The sequence below is a fragment of the Kribbella jejuensis genome, assembly GCF_006715085.1.
Lineage (GTDB): Bacteria > Actinomycetota > Actinomycetes > Propionibacteriales > Kribbellaceae > Kribbella > Kribbella jejuensis.
Genome location: NZ_VFMM01000001.1, coordinates 3,110,262 through 3,123,419, shown reverse-complemented (window position 1 = coordinate 3,123,419; position 13,158 = coordinate 3,110,262). Strand labels below are relative to the sequence as shown.

Here is a 13,158-nt window from a genome sequence, read left to right as displayed (position 1 = left end):
TAACCTAGTTCCCCGTGTCACCCTTTGCCGACCAGTCAGCCTCCGCCGGATCGTTGTCCGGCGTCCAGCGGCGCGCCGTCCAGGCGCTGCTGGAACTCGCTCCCGTGGTGGACGAACTGGGTTCCCGGTTCGCCGACGCCGGCCACGAGATCGCCCTGGTCGGCGGTCCTGTCCGGGACATTCTGCTCGGCCGGGGGAGCAAGGATCTGGACTTCACCACGTCAGCGCACCCGGACGTGATCGAGCGGTTGCTGTCCGGCTGGGCGGACCATGTCTGGGACATCGGCAAGGCGTTCGGCACCATCGGTTGTCGCAAGGGCGAGTGGGTTCTGGAAGTCACGACGTACAGGTCGGAAACCTACGATCCCACCTCGCGCAAACCGGAGGTGGCCTACGGCGACAGCCTGGAGGGCGACCTGGCCCGCCGGGACTTCGCGATGAACGCGATGGCGGTCCGGTTGCCGTCGCGGCAGTTCGTCGACCCGTACGGCGGGATCGAGGACGTCGCGAACAAGCGGATCCGCACACCGGGTACGCCGCAGGACTCGTTCAGTGACGATCCGCTGCGGATGATGCGGGCGGCCAGGTTCGCGGCCCAGCTCGCGTTCACGCCGGACCCGGACGTGGTGCAGGCGATGCAGGCGATGGCCGACCGGATCACGATCGTCTCCGCGGAACGGGTCCGGGACGAGCTGGAGAAGCTGATCTGCGCCGATCACCCGCGGATCGGGCTCGACCTGCTGGTGAGCACCGGACTGGCCAAGCACGTGCTGCCCGAACTGCCGGCGCTGATGCTCGAGAAGGACGAGCACCACCGGCACAAGGATGTGTACCAGCACTCGCTCACCGTCCTCGACCAGGCCATCGATCTGGAATCCCGTCTGTCTGTTCCGACGCCCGATTTCGTCGTTCGGTTCGCCGCCTTGATCCACGACATCGGGAAACCGAAGACGCGGCGCTTCGAGGACGGCGGGAAGGTGACGTTCCACCACCACGACGTCCAGGGCGCGAAGATGGCCCGCAAGCGGATGAAGGCGCTGCGGTTCAGCAACGAGCAGATCGACCAGGTCAGCAAGCTGATCGAACTGCACCTGCGCTTCCACGGGTACGGCGACGGCGAGTGGACCGACTCGGCCGTACGGCGCTATGTCCGCGACGCCGGCGACCAGCTCGAGCGCCTGCACGTCCTGACCCGCGCCGACTGCACGACCCGGAACCGCCGCAAGGCCGATTCACTGCGCGCCGCGTACGACGACCTGGAGGCCCGGATCGAACGCCTCCAGGAGCAGGAGGAGCTCGACGCCCTCCGCCCCGACCTCGACGGCAACCAGATCATGCGGATCCTCGGCATCTCGCCGGGCCGCGAGGTGGGCGAGGCCTACAAGTTCCTGATGAACCTCCGGCTCGACGAGGGCCCCCTGGGCGAAGACCGCGCCCGCGAGAAACTCCTCGAATGGTGGTCCGAGCGCTCCTAGATCGCCTGCGCCGGCTGGGTCGCGTAGGCCTTAGCGATTGCGTCGGCGGACTCGGGGTGGGATTGGTAGCTGACCTCGTTGATCGAGGCGACCGGTAGGGCCGGGTCGATCGAGTTGGTGAGGTAGGCGGCGTCGTAGGTCGTCAGCGCCGTGAGGGGGACGGGTTCGCTGGTGTAGGTGGGCAGACCTCGTTGGAGGAGCTGCTGGCGGATGCCGGGGAGTGTCGGCGCTGTCGGGAAGATCAGTTCGGAGCCTCGGGCGAAGCAGATGTTCCAGATGGAGGCCTCGGAGATGTGGCCGGCGGCGGTGTGGAAAAGGGCGTCGTCATAGCCGTCAGCCTGTGCCTTGCGGGCGTGGTAGGTGAGGTCGAAGGTGCCGGTGTGCTTGAGGTGCGGGACGGCGCGTTCGTGCTGGTAGGTGCGGAGCCGGACCGGTTGGGTCGCGGGAGCGACGGGCGGGCCGATGCGGATGAGTAGGTGCAGCTCGTCGGTGGCGAAGACGTTCACGCGGATCGACAGGTCACCGGACCGAGCGTGATCCAGAGCAGCGCGGAGCTCGGCGCGCACGCGCGGCTCGGGCAGCGGCCGGTCGAAGACGTCGCGGGTGCTCCGGTCCAGGCGTTCGAAGTGCAGGTCGAGGCCGTCGACCCGGCCGTCGCGGACCTGCAGCGAGGTGAAGTGGCCGAAACTGGTTGCGCGGAGCAACTGCGGATCGACTGCGGGCAACAGGACGCCGTCCAGCAACAGGAACTCGCTCACATCGCCTAGTCTCCCGCTGTGGACGTATGGAGTGTCATCGGGTGGGGCGGGTCCGCACTCGTCGTGCTGTCGTTGCTGCAGACGCGGATCCTGCGGTTGCGGGGGTTGAACCTGATCGGCTGCATCATCCTGGTCGCGTTCAACGCGATGGTCGGCGTCTGGCCGATGGTCGGCATGAACGCCGTACTAGCGGTCATCAACGTCGTGCATCTCTGGCGGTTGCTCCGGCATCGGCACGACGAGGCGGAGTACCAGGTGCTGCAGGTGAACGCCGGGGACGCGTACCTCGGGTTCGTTCTCGAGCGGCACCGGAAGGACATCAGCCGGTTCAACCCGGGCTTCACGTCCGGCACCAGTCCGTACGCGTTCCTCGTCCAGCACGGTGACCGGACGGTCGGTGTGGTCCTCGCGCACGACGCCGGCGCGGGGCAGGCGCAGATCGACCTCGACTACGTGGTTCCGAAGTACCGCGATTTCACGCCCGGCGAGTTCGTCTACCGGCGCAGCGACGTGTTCACCGAGCAGGGGTTCCGCCAGGTGATCGCGCCGCCGCGGATGCGGGACTCCACGCCGTACCTACGCAACCTCGGCTTCGAACGCGACGGCGACGACTTGGTGCTGAAACTCTAGAGCTGCTTGGCGAAGCAGAGCGACACGACCTCGTTCTCGAACGGCGGGTACGGCGGCGTCGGACGGTAGCCGTGGTTCGTGTAGAGCACGATCGCCTCGACCTGCTGGGTACCGGTCTCCAGCCGGAGGTTGGTGAGTCCAATGGATCGGGCGTGATTCTCGACGGCCTCCAGCAGCAACCGCGACAGCCCCCAACCGCGCGCGGACGGTGCGACGTACATCCGTTTGATCTCGCCGAGACCGGGCGCGACCGGTTGCAGTCCGACGCAGCCGACGGGCGTCCCGTCCAGAGCGAGCAGGGTGAAGGTGATGTCGGGGTGCAGAGCGACGAGTGGTTGGTCCTCGCCGTACATCGCGGCGAGCTCCGCCTGCTGCGCCGTGGTCAACGCCAGCACGTCACGATCTGTCGGCGGCGCGGTGCGCAGTTCCACTCCTTCGATCACCATGCCATCGGACGGTAGCAACTTGGCATGACACTGCTGTTTCCGTTTCCTCTCCGTGGTCTGATGTGCGAGTGAGGACACTGCAGGAGATCGCCGCCGGAGTGCAGGACGGGTCGCTCGATCCGGTCGAGCTGGTCGAGGAGGCGTTGGCTCGGGCCGCCGCCGCTGCCGAGCTGAACGCCGTCGTCCACCTGGACGCGGACGGCGCGCGGAAGACGGCTGCGACCCACGACCGGAGCGGCCCGCTGGCAGGCGTACCGGTGCTGGTGAAGGAGATCATCGAGGTCGAAGGCCTGCCGTACCGCTGCGGCTCGGCGTCGATGAACGGGATCGGCGAGCAGGACGCGGAGATCGTACGGCGGTTGCGCGCGGCCGGCGCGATCGTGATCGGGCTGTCCCACACCCACGAGTTCGCGTACGGCTGCACCGGGACGTCGAACCGGGTCGGCCCGTGCCGCAACCCGCACGACCCGACCCGGATGACCGGCGGATCGAGCTCAGGCTCAGCCGCGGCGGTCGCCGCCGGGATCGTCCCGCTCGCCATCGGCACGGACACCGCCGGCTCCGTCCGCATCCCCGCGGCATTGTGTGGAGTCGTCGGCTTCAAACCGACGTACAACACGCTCCCGGCCGACCGAGTCTTCCCGCTCTCACAGTCCCTCGACCACGTAGGCCTCCTCACTCCGACGGCCGCCGACGCTGCCTACGCTCTCCACGCGTTGACGACCGCGGCCACAGGACCCACTCATCCCGGACCCCCTCGCCTGGGCATAGTCACCAACCCCGAGTACCTCCAACTCAGCCCTGCGGTAAGCAGCGCCTGGACGGCCGCAGTAGATGCATTCGACGCCATCGAAGTGCAGCTGCCCGACTGGCAACACAGCTTCACGACAGCAGCCAACCTCCAAGGCCCCGAGGCAGTCGCCAACCACTCCGCCCGCTCGCACGACCTCTACCAACCGGACGTACAACAGCGCCTACGAGAGGCGTCGCTGGTGCAACCGGCGCAGTATGAACGCGCCAAGAATGATGCTGTGCGGATCATCGCCCAACTGGACGAAGTGTTTCAGCAGGTCGACGCAGTTCTCACACCGACGGTACTGACGATCGCGCCACCGATCACCGCGGCGGACACCGCCGACGGCGGCCTCGAAGTGCGCAAGCAACTCCTCAACAACACCCGCCTGGCGAACCTCACCCGGCACGCGGCCGTCAGCCTCCCGATCCCGGCTGACGGCCTCCCTGTAGGACTCCAGATAATTGCTAGAAGCAACGAACAGGCTGCCGCAGTAGCATGCTGGATCGAAGCTCAGCGATAGATCCGTACATCCGCCAGGCTCCACCAGTTGCCGGCGCTCCCGGTCTGGCTGATCCTGACGTACCGGGCCCGCACCGGACGGATATCCACAGTTGTGAGCTGACCGGTGGACAACCCGGTCGCCACCGTTCTCCACAGCACCCCATCGTTGCTGACGGCAACCTCGTACCCGCGCCCGTAGTCACCGATGTTCCCACCACTGTCCAGCGCCACTTCGCGGAACGTCTGCGCCTGGCCGAGGTCCAACTGCACCCACTGACCCGGCACCTGCGCCGTCTTGCTCTGCCACACCGTCGACCCGTCCTGATCGACCAACCGGCCGGCATCGCCCGCGTTGGAGCTCGCCGTCGCCCCCACCGCAGTCAGCTCCTGTGGCAGATCGTTCGCCATCCGACCCCACGTGAACGTCGCGATCGACCCACCCGGCAGCTCGTACTCGAAGGACCGACCGCCGACAGCGACCGCGAACGCCCGCGGATCGTCGTTCTCGTTGTGGACGACCAACGCCGTCGTACCGTCCGGGTTGCGGAAGGCCGCCGACATCAGCTGCCCGTTCCACCCGGTCGTCCCGTACGACGTACTCCCGATCCGCACCGCTCCGGGCCGGACGAACTTCGACAGGTGCCCGATCGTGTAGTACTCCGCATCGGTGGTGACGGTGCCGTCCGGCTGCAGCGTGACGAGCCCGGTGCAGGTGTCGCAGCCGCCTAGGTGCGGGCCGCCGGTCGAGTCGAGCGCGATGTTCCAGTTGACCACCGACTTCGCCCAGTTCCGCGTCGTACCGAGCATCAGCGTCCGCGCGTGCCAGGTGAGCGTGCCGCGGAAGATCTGCGGCGGCGTGTCGTTCGGCCCGTGCGAACCGGAGCACTCGGTGAACCAAATTCCCTTCGCCGGGAAGGCGTTGTGCAGGTCGGTCTGCTTCGACGGATCACCGGAGTAGCAGTGGTACGCCGTACCCGCGATCCACTTCGCCGCCGACGTCCGCAGCAACTTGTACGGGTAGTCGGTCTCCGGGTCCTCGCCGGGCGGGGTCGACGCGACGTCGCCGGGATGCGTGGTCCAGTTGTGGTCGTACCCGAGGATCTTCGTCCGTGGGCTGACCTTCTGCAGCAGCGGTCCCAGGGCGGTGATGACCGCTGCCTCCTGCCGGACGGGCAGGTCCGTACCGGGGTAGCCGCTGGGTTTGCGGTTCTGCGGCTCGTTCTGGACGGACAGGAAGTCGACCGGTACGCCGGCCTTCGTGTACGCCTGCACGAACTTCACCAGGTAGCGCGCGTACGCGGCGTACACCTTCGGGTCGTCCTTCAACCGGCCGCCGACGAGCGAGTCGCCGGTCTTCATCCAGGCGGGCGGACTCCACGGCGTCGCCATCACCTTGAGTTGAGGATTGAGCTGCTTGGCGCGGCGGAGCAGCGGTAGCACCTCCTGTTCGTCGTGCGCGACGCTGAAGTGCTCGAGGCCGAAGTCGGTCTGTCCGGCCGGTACGTCGTCGTACGTGTAGTGCTCGCTCGCGGCGGTGAAGTCGGACGAGCCGACGGGCTGCCGGAGGAAGCTGACGCCGATGCCCTGCTGCGGGTCGAACAGCTTGCGCAGCGTCTGCTCGCGGTCGGCCGGGCTGAGCCGGTACAGCACGGCGGCCGACGAGTCGGTGATCGAGGCACCGAAGCCGTCCATCGTCTGGTACGTCGTCCGCGGGTCGACCGTGATCGTGGTCCGATCGCTCGTCCCGTCGTGGAACGAGACCGGCGCGCGCTCGTGCAGCAGTTCCGCACGGTCGGGTGTGGTGACCCAGACACGGACCTGGGTCGTCGGGGGACGGGCCTGGGCAGAACCGGTGAGTGACGCCGCCGCGAGAGCAAGGGCGACGCCTAAGGCGGGTGTTCTCATCGCGCTCCTCGGGGATGAAACAAACGGCCACAGGAAACGCTCGCGGCTGAGGGCTGTCAAGGTCTGGGAGCGTAGGTCTAGAGTGCTGAGCGTGAAACAAAGGGATGTAACAAATGTCGCGCGGTAGAGCGACCGTCCGGGATGTCGCGGACGCGACCGGGGTGTCGATCGCGACGGTGTCCCGGGTGCTCAACCAGGCGGGCGCCGTGGCACCCGAAACCCGGCAGCTCGTCGAGCAAGCGATCGAGGACCTCGGCCTGCGCGCACCCGCGCCGCGCGGCGGTACGGCGAAACCGGTCGAAGGGGCGGTCTATCTGCGCTGCCCGTACGTGCTCACCGACTACTTCGGGCTGATCGTGTCCTCGATCGCCGAGACGTTGGACCGCCACGGACGGCAGCTCGTCCTCAACGCGGGAGAGGCGGCGCAGCACGAGCGTGTCCTCGGCCGGCTGCCCGCCCAACGTGAGGTCGGCGGCGCGATCCTGATCCTCCCACCGGAGCCGAGCGAGGACCTCGTCCGGCTGAGCACGCGGCGTTTCCCGTTCGTCGTGGTCGACCCGCGGACGAGGCTGCCCCGCGACATCCCGTCCGTCTCGGCCGCTCACCACTCCGGCGCTCGGCAGCTCACGTCGTACCTGACCTCGCTCGGGCACCGGCGGATCGGTGTCATCGCCGGTCCGCGTGAGTGGCTCGCCGCGGACGCCCGCCTCAGCGGGCACTCCGCCGCGCTCGCGGACGCCGGGATCCTTCCTGATCCTTCGCTGGTCCGCCACGACCAGCCGACCACGGCGCATGGGTACCGAGCGGCCGGGTCGCTGCTCGACCTCGATCCGCGCCCGACTGCGTTGGTCGCCTTCAACGACAAGGCCGCCATCGGCGCGCTGCAGGCCGCCGCCGAACGCGGGCTGTCCGTACCCGGCGACCTGTCGATCGCCGGCTTCGACGACCTCGACCTGTCCCGCGCGACCACGCCGCAACTGACAACCGTCCGGCAGCCGCTCCAGGAGATGGGCCGAATGGCCGTCAGCCTGCTGATCAGGTTGCTGGAGCGGCACGAACTCGAGGCGCTGCACATCGAACTCGCGACCGAGTTGATCGTCCGCGGAAGTACCGGTCGAGTCAGCTCACCGATCTGAGATGGGCGATGCGCGAAACGGCTCGGTTGTGGCAGGTTTTAGACATGAACCTTCGGATCGGCATTGCCGGGATCGCCATCGAGTCCAGCACGTTCTCGCCGCACCGGGCCGGGCTGGCGGACTTCGACGTACGGTGTGGAGACCGCCTGATGGAGCGGTACGTCGACTTCCTCGGCAAGGACTGGGCGCAGGGCATCGAGTGGGTGCCGCTGCTGCACGCGCGGTCGCTGCCGGGCGGAGCGGTGCAGCCGGAGGTGTACGACGATTTGTCCGCCGAGATCATCACCCGGCTCGAGGACGCCGGTGAACTGGACGGGTTCTTCTTCGACATCCACGGTGCGATGAGCGTCGTCGGACGGCAGGACGCGGAGGCCGATCTCGCCACGCGGATCCGCGACGTGCTCGGTCCCGACGTACTCGTGTCCGCGTCGATGGACCTGCACGGGAACGTGTCCCGGGAGCTCGGTACGGCGGTCGATCTGATCACCTGCTACCGGATGGCGCCGCACGAGGACGCGCTGGAGAGCCGTGAACGTGCGCTGCGGAACCTGGTCGAGCGGCTGCGATCCGGTCAGGGGAAGCCGGGGAAGGCGTGGATCCAGGTACCGGTCCTGCTGCCGGGCGAGAAGACGTCGACCCGGCTCGAGCCGGCCAAGTCGATCTACCGGCGGGTGGCCGAGATCGCGGACGAGCCCGGCGTACTGGATGCGGCCGTCTGGGTCGGGTACGCGTGGGCGGACGAGCCGCGGTGCCGGGCGGCCGTCGTGGTGACCGGGGACGACTCGGAGCTGATCACCGCGCGGGCCGAGGAGCTGGCGAAGGCGTACTGGGACGCGCGGGACGGGTTCGAGTTCGTGGCGCCGACCGGGACGCTGGCCGAATGCGTCGCAGCCGGGCTCGCTTCGACGGCTCGGCCGTTCCTGATCAGCGACTCCGGCGACAACCCGACCGCGGGTGGTGCCGGCGACGTCTCGTGGACCCTGGGCGAACTGCTGAAGGTCGAGGACCTGACGTACGGCGAGGCCACCGCGATCCACGCCAGCATCACTGACCCGGACGCCGTCGCCGCCTGCGTCGCGGCCGGCGTCGGCAACCCCGTCGAGGTCACCGCCGGCGGCAAGGTCGACTCCGGCCCGTCCGGTCCGGTTGCCCTCTCCGGCACCGTCTTCTCGATCTCCGAGGACCCGGCCGGCGGCACGGTCGCGGTCGTCAAGGCCGGCGGCCTGCACTCGATCCTCACGAGCCGTCGCAAGCCGTACCACCACATCGCCGACTTCACGCTTCTCGGCCTCGACCCCGCGGCTGCCGACCTGGTGATCGTCAAGATCGGCTACCTGGAACCCGAGCTCTACGACCTCGCCGCGGACTGGCTCCTCGCGCTGACCCCCGGCGGCGTCGACCAGGACCTCCTCCGCCTCGGCCACCACGGCGTACTCCGCCCGCTGTTCCCCTTTGACCCGGACATGGCCGACCCGGATCTCACCCCCGAACTACTGCCCTAGCTCCCAGCGGGCGCCGCCGCCGCGTTGCTACCGGCAACCACCGTTCAGTGGGCGACCTTCTGGACGAACGCTTCCGAGGAGTCCAGGACGCGGCCGTCGGCGTCCGTGACCTCGAGCTTGCGCAGCGGCCGGTTCTGCTGGGTGTCGAGCAGCACGGAGTGCCGTTCGGCCGGCTCGAACAGGTGGTCCTCGCCCCACTGGCGCAGGCTGACGAGGATGACGAACAGGTCCCGGCCCTTCTGGGTGAGCACGTACTCGTGGTACGCGCTTCCGTCAGCTCCGGGGAGGATCTCCAGGATGCCGTGCGCGACGAGTTCGCGCAGCCGTGCCGACAGGATGTTCTTCGCCAGGCCGAGGTTCCGCTGGAACTCGCTGAACCGGGTGATGCCGTCGAAGGCGTCCCGTACGATCAGCAGCGACCACCGGTCGCCGATGACGTCCACGGCCCGCGCGACCGGGCATTCGGCTCCCTCGTGCGTCACGCGCTGCGGCATCCGCGTCCTTTCATGGTGCGCCAGGCAGTTTCCGGTAAGTGGTTGCAAGTATAAACCGGCTCCTCTACGCTCACGCCAAGCGGTTTCAACTTGAAACCAGTTTCGGCGAGAGGTGAGCGTCATGACACAGACAGATGCGCGGGTGAGCCCGGTCCGGGTGGCGGTCGTGCAGTTCGAGCCACGCGTGGGCGTCGACAACCTGAAGGCGAACGCGCTGGCGGTCGAGCAGCGACTGACGGCTGCGGCGGACGCGGGGGCGGGGCTCATCGTGCTCCCGGAGCTGGCGACCACCGGGTACGTGTTCGAAACCCGCGAGGAGGCGTACGCCCACGCGGAGGCCGTTCCGGACGGTCCCACGGTCGAGTCGTTCGCGCGGATCGCGGCCGAGCGGAATGTCTACATCGTCGGCTGCGTCGCCGAACGCGATGGCGTGAAGCTCTACGACACCGCCGTACTGGTCGGACCCGAAGGCTTCATCGGGCGGTACCGCAAGACGCACCTGTGGAACACCGAGAAGCTGTGGTTCACGCCCGGCGACGAAGGATTCGCGGTGTACGACACCAAGATCGGCCGGATCGGGCTCCTGGTCTGCTGGGACATCTGGTTTCCCGAGACGGCGCGGATCGTGGCGCAGTTGGGCGCCGACATCATCTGCATCCCCACCGGTTGGGTCTGGACCCCTCCGCCGCTGTACGACGCGAGCGGTGTCTGCATGGCGGCGTACCTGACGATGACGGCCGCGCACGCCAACAACGTCTTCATCGCCACCGCGGACCGGATCGGCCAGGAGCGCGGCGCCGGCTTCATGGGCAACTCGCTGATCGCGGGGACGAACGGCTGGCCGATCGACCGGATCGCCGGCCCGGACGAGGACACGATCATCTACGCGGACGTCGACCTGACCGCCGCCCGCACGGCGCCGATCTGGAACCAGCTCAACGATCTGCACCGCGACCGTCGTACCGACCTGTACGACCAGATGCTGGGGTACCGCGACCGCGCTCCGCTCCCGAGGTGACCTGATGACGACAGTCCGAGGTACGACGGGTCTCGCCGGATCGCGACGGGCCGCCGTCGGTGCCGGAGCGATCTTCGTCGCGCTCGTGGCGCTCGCCGGCTGGTCGTTCGCGCGGCTCGCCCGCGGCGAGCAGCCCTGGAACGGCGACTACACCGAGCTCGGCCGGTTCGCGTCGTGGCTGGTGGGATCGATCAGCGAACCCCAGTACTACGTGGTCGCCCCAGCGGGTGCTCTGTTGCTGATCGGCGGACTGGTGGCTCATGTCGCGCACCGAAGGTCTTGGCGGCTCCAGGGGTTCGTCCAGGCCTGTGGCTCGGGGCTGTGGCCATGGGCCGCCGGCAGCGCGCTGGCGAGCCTGCTGCTGGGCAATGTCATCTGGGGCTGGACCCTGGCGCAGGGGAGCTGGCAGCCGTTGTTCGTCCCGCTGGTCTCGGTGGCTCCGGCGGTCGTCGTCCTCTATGGGCCGGGTCGGCGGATCGCGCTGTCGGCGGCGGTCCTCGGAGCGCTCCTCGCCCCACCCGCTTCGATCCTCGCGGTCGAGTACGGCTGCCGGCCGCTGGATCTTCCGCCCGTTGTCGGAGCCACCACCGGCATGTGGGTCGGCGCCGCGGTGGCGTTCTGGATCTGCGGGCGGCTCGCCTGGATGCCACCGGCCGGAGCCTGGCGTGAACAAGAGCATGCCCAGCCACGCGCGGCGACGGATCGGGCGGACTCGGTGTTCTGGATTCCGCGTCGCGCCTTGGCAGACTTCTCCGAGGCACAGTTCTTCGGCAACGAATGGGCCAGTGCGGCGCTGCTCGCCGGTGCTGTCGTCGCCCACGTGATCAGGTCGTCGAGTACGTCGTACGGCTCCGGCCTGTTCTTCGCGGTCCTCGCGAGCCAGGTGATCACCGCGGTCGCCGGCGTCCTCATCTGGCGGAAGCCCTGGCGGTTGCGCGGCTTCTACCCGACGTTCGTGCCGGTCGTCTCGGTGGCACCCGCCACCGTTCTCGCCTTCGGCGGGACCGTCCAGTCGGTGCTGGCCGGCGCGCTGGCCGGTGCCTTGATCGCCCCGCCGGTGGCGGCAGCGATCGCGGCGCGGCTGCCGAAGACCTTCCATCCCTTCGTCGGCAACGTCGCATCGATGAGCCTGTGTACGGCGCTCATCGTGCCGGCGCTCCGACTCGTCCCTGGATTCTCGACATGACTGCTACTGAACTCGCTCGGGCGCTGCGCAGCGGGGAGGCCTCGGTGACCGAGATCGTCGACGCCGCCCTGCGCCGCACCCACGAGCTGAACCCGACCCTGAACGCGTTCACACTCATCGACGACGAAGGCGCTCGCGCAGCGGCCAAGGAGGCCGACGACCAGCTTGCCGCCGGGATCGACCTCGGCCCGCTGCACGGTATCCCCGTCGCCGTGAAGGACCTGATCGACATCGCCGGCCTGCCCACCAGTTGCGGATCGGCTACCTCCTTCGGCGCGATCGCGACCGAGGACGCCGAGGTCGTACGGCGGTTACGGGCGGCCGGCGCCGTGATCATCGGCAAGACGACGCTGCACGAGTTCGCGTACGGCGCGACGGGTGACCGCTCCGCCCATGGCGCCGCACGCAACCCGACCGATCCGCGGCGGATGTCCGGCGGCAGCAGCGGAGGTAGCGCGGTCGCCGTCGCGGCCGGGATGGTGTCCCTCGCGTTGGGCACGGACACGGCCGGTTCGGTCCGCGTGCCGGCAGCGTTGTGCGGTGTCGTCGGGCTCAAGCCGGCGTACGACGCCATTCCCAGTGCAGGGGTCTATCCGCTGGCTCCCACGCTGGATCACGTCGGGCTTTTCGCCGCGACGAGCGAGGATGTCCTTGCTGGTTACCAAGCCCTCGCCGGCCGTCCGGCCCAGCAGCGGCCGGTTGACGGTCTCACTGTCGGATGGATAAGGCCGGACGCCATCGCCGTGACCGATCCACGGGTCGTTGAGCTGACCCGACAGTGCGTTCGTCGCGCGGGGTTCGGTGCCGACGCCATCGACGAGTTTCCGAAGTGGGAGCGGAACGAGAGTCTGTTCACGATCTTCTCGACGCTGCAGGGGCGCGAAGCTTTCCGCGTTCACGAGCATCACCTCGAGACCGACGCCGGGCTCATCGATCCGGAGGTGCTTGCCCGGCTCCGCAAGGGGCGGGAGATCACCGATCGTGACTACGCCTCGGCGGACGCGGCCCGTCACGAGTTTCAGCTCGTGGTCGACGAGTTGTTGTCGTCGTACGACGTGCTGGCTCTCCCCGCGGTGCCGATCGTCGCGCCGCTCGTGGGCGAGCGCAGGGTCCAGGTCGACGGTGCCGAGCTGGAGGTACGGGCAGCGCTGCTGTCCCTGACCAGCCCGTGGAACCTGACCGGCTCGCCGGCACTCAGCGTTCCCGCGGGGCGCCTCGACGGGCTGCCGGTCGGCGTGCAACTCGTCACCGCACCGGGCCGGGAGGGTCTGCTCTTCGCTGTCGCACGGCAGCTCGAAACGTCTTGACCAC

Annotated in this window: 12 protein-coding genes; 8 read left to right on the top strand and 4 right to left on the bottom strand. The window is 68.6% G+C overall.

Annotated elements, in window-relative coordinates; all coding sequences use genetic code 11:
- The first annotated feature begins 53 nt into the window (after positions 1 to 53).
- Complete coding sequence (locus FB475_RS15420) at positions 54 to 1,475, top strand: CCA tRNA nucleotidyltransferase (protein ID WP_141857994.1); 1,422 nt, start codon at positions 54 to 56, stop codon at positions 1,473 to 1,475.
- Here FB475_RS15420 and FB475_RS15415 read toward each other — a convergent pair.
- Positions 1,472 to 2,233 carry an aminotransferase class IV gene (locus FB475_RS15415; RefSeq protein WP_185759260.1) on the bottom strand — a complete coding sequence of 254 codons (762 nt, stop codon included), beginning with the start codon at positions 2,231 to 2,233 and terminating at the stop codon, positions 1,472 to 1,474. The two genes, FB475_RS15420 and FB475_RS15415, sit on opposite strands and share 4 nt — an antisense overlap.
- Before the next feature lie 18 nt (positions 2,234 to 2,251).
- Here FB475_RS15415 and FB475_RS15410 point away from each other — a divergent pair, with 18 nt between their 5' ends.
- Positions 2,252 to 2,863 (top strand): YgjV family protein, encoded by a 612-nt coding sequence (locus tag FB475_RS15410; protein ID WP_141856597.1) that lies wholly within the window; start codon positions 2,252 to 2,254, stop codon positions 2,861 to 2,863.
- Here the strand turns inward: FB475_RS15410 and FB475_RS15405 are convergent.
- Positions 2,860 to 3,309: a GNAT family N-acetyltransferase gene (locus FB475_RS15405; RefSeq protein WP_141856596.1), complete on the bottom strand. Its 450-nt coding sequence runs from the start codon at positions 3,307 to 3,309 to the stop codon at positions 2,860 to 2,862. The genes FB475_RS15410 and FB475_RS15405 overlap by 4 nt on opposite strands.
- 68 nt (positions 3,310 to 3,377) lie before the next feature.
- Between FB475_RS15405 and FB475_RS15400 the strand changes: the two genes are divergently transcribed.
- Positions 3,378 to 4,625, top strand: coding sequence for an amidase (locus FB475_RS15400; protein ID WP_141856595.1), 1,248 nt, complete (start codon positions 3,378 to 3,380; stop codon positions 4,623 to 4,625).
- Here the strand turns inward: FB475_RS15400 and FB475_RS15395 are convergent.
- Complete coding sequence (locus tag FB475_RS15395; RefSeq protein ID WP_141856594.1) at positions 4,616 to 6,511, bottom strand: discoidin domain-containing protein; 1,896 nt, start codon at positions 6,509 to 6,511, stop codon at positions 4,616 to 4,618. The genes FB475_RS15400 and FB475_RS15395 overlap by 10 nt on opposite strands.
- A 113-nt stretch (positions 6,512 to 6,624) precedes the next feature.
- Between FB475_RS15395 and FB475_RS15390 the strand changes: the two genes are divergently transcribed.
- Entirely contained in the window at positions 6,625 to 7,647 is a 1,023-nt protein-coding gene (locus FB475_RS15390) for a LacI family DNA-binding transcriptional regulator (RefSeq protein WP_141856593.1), read from the top strand.
- 44 nt (positions 7,648 to 7,691) lie between these two features.
- Entirely contained in the window at positions 7,692 to 9,149 is a 1,458-nt protein-coding gene (locus tag FB475_RS15385) for a M81 family metallopeptidase (RefSeq protein WP_202878337.1), read from the top strand.
- A gap of 44 nt (positions 9,150 to 9,193) precedes the next feature.
- Here the strand turns inward: FB475_RS15385 and FB475_RS15380 are convergent, their stop codons facing one another.
- Entirely contained in the window at positions 9,194 to 9,643 is a 450-nt protein-coding gene (locus FB475_RS15380; RefSeq protein ID WP_141856591.1) for a winged helix-turn-helix transcriptional regulator, read from the bottom strand.
- A gap of 121 nt (positions 9,644 to 9,764) precedes the next feature.
- Here FB475_RS15380 and FB475_RS15375 point away from each other — a divergent pair, with 121 nt between their 5' ends.
- Genes FB475_RS15375 through FB475_RS15365 form a run of 3 tightly spaced genes read left to right on the top strand, consistent with a single transcriptional unit; the run spans position 9,765 to position 13,154 of the window.
- On the top strand, positions 9,765 to 10,661 hold the full coding sequence (locus FB475_RS15375; protein ID WP_141856589.1) for a nitrilase family protein: 897 nt from the start codon (positions 9,765 to 9,767) through the stop codon (positions 10,659 to 10,661).
- Between the two features lie 4 nt (positions 10,662 to 10,665).
- A complete protein-coding gene (locus FB475_RS15370) occupies positions 10,666 to 11,847 on the top strand; it encodes a hypothetical protein (RefSeq protein ID WP_141856587.1) in 1,182 nt (393 codons plus the stop codon).
- Positions 11,844 to 13,154, top strand: coding sequence for an amidase (locus tag FB475_RS15365; protein ID WP_141856585.1), 1,311 nt, complete (start codon positions 11,844 to 11,846; stop codon positions 13,152 to 13,154). The genes FB475_RS15370 and FB475_RS15365 overlap by 4 nt, the downstream gene beginning before the upstream one ends.
- Positions 13,155 to 13,158: the final 4 nt, after the last annotated feature.

What these genes read in the sequence shown, in the direction of transcription:
- FB475_RS15405 (WP_141856596.1), bottom strand. Translation starts at nt 3,309, where the DNA reads ATGGTGATCGAAGGAGTGGAACTGCGCACCGCGCCGCCGACAGATCGT.
- FB475_RS15395 (WP_141856594.1), bottom strand. Translation starts at nt 6,511, where the DNA reads ATGAGAACACCCGCCTTAGGCGTCGCCCTTGCTCTCGCGGCGGCGTCA.
- FB475_RS15385 (WP_202878337.1), top strand. Translation starts at nt 7,692, where the DNA reads ATGAACCTTCGGATCGGCATTGCCGGGATCGCCATCGAGTCCAGCACG.
- FB475_RS15365 (WP_141856585.1), top strand. Translation starts at nt 11,844, where the DNA reads ATGACTGCTACTGAACTCGCTCGGGCGCTGCGCAGCGGGGAGGCCTCG.
- FB475_RS15370 (WP_141856587.1), top strand. Translation starts at nt 10,666, where the DNA reads ATGACGACAGTCCGAGGTACGACGGGTCTCGCCGGATCGCGACGGGCC.
- FB475_RS15390 (WP_141856593.1), top strand. Translation starts at nt 6,625, where the DNA reads ATGTCGCGCGGTAGAGCGACCGTCCGGGATGTCGCGGACGCGACCGGG.
- FB475_RS15375 (WP_141856589.1), top strand. Translation starts at nt 9,765, where the DNA reads ATGACACAGACAGATGCGCGGGTGAGCCCGGTCCGGGTGGCGGTCGTG.
- FB475_RS15380 (WP_141856591.1), bottom strand. Translation starts at nt 9,643, where the DNA reads ATGCCGCAGCGCGTGACGCACGAGGGAGCCGAATGCCCGGTCGCGCGG.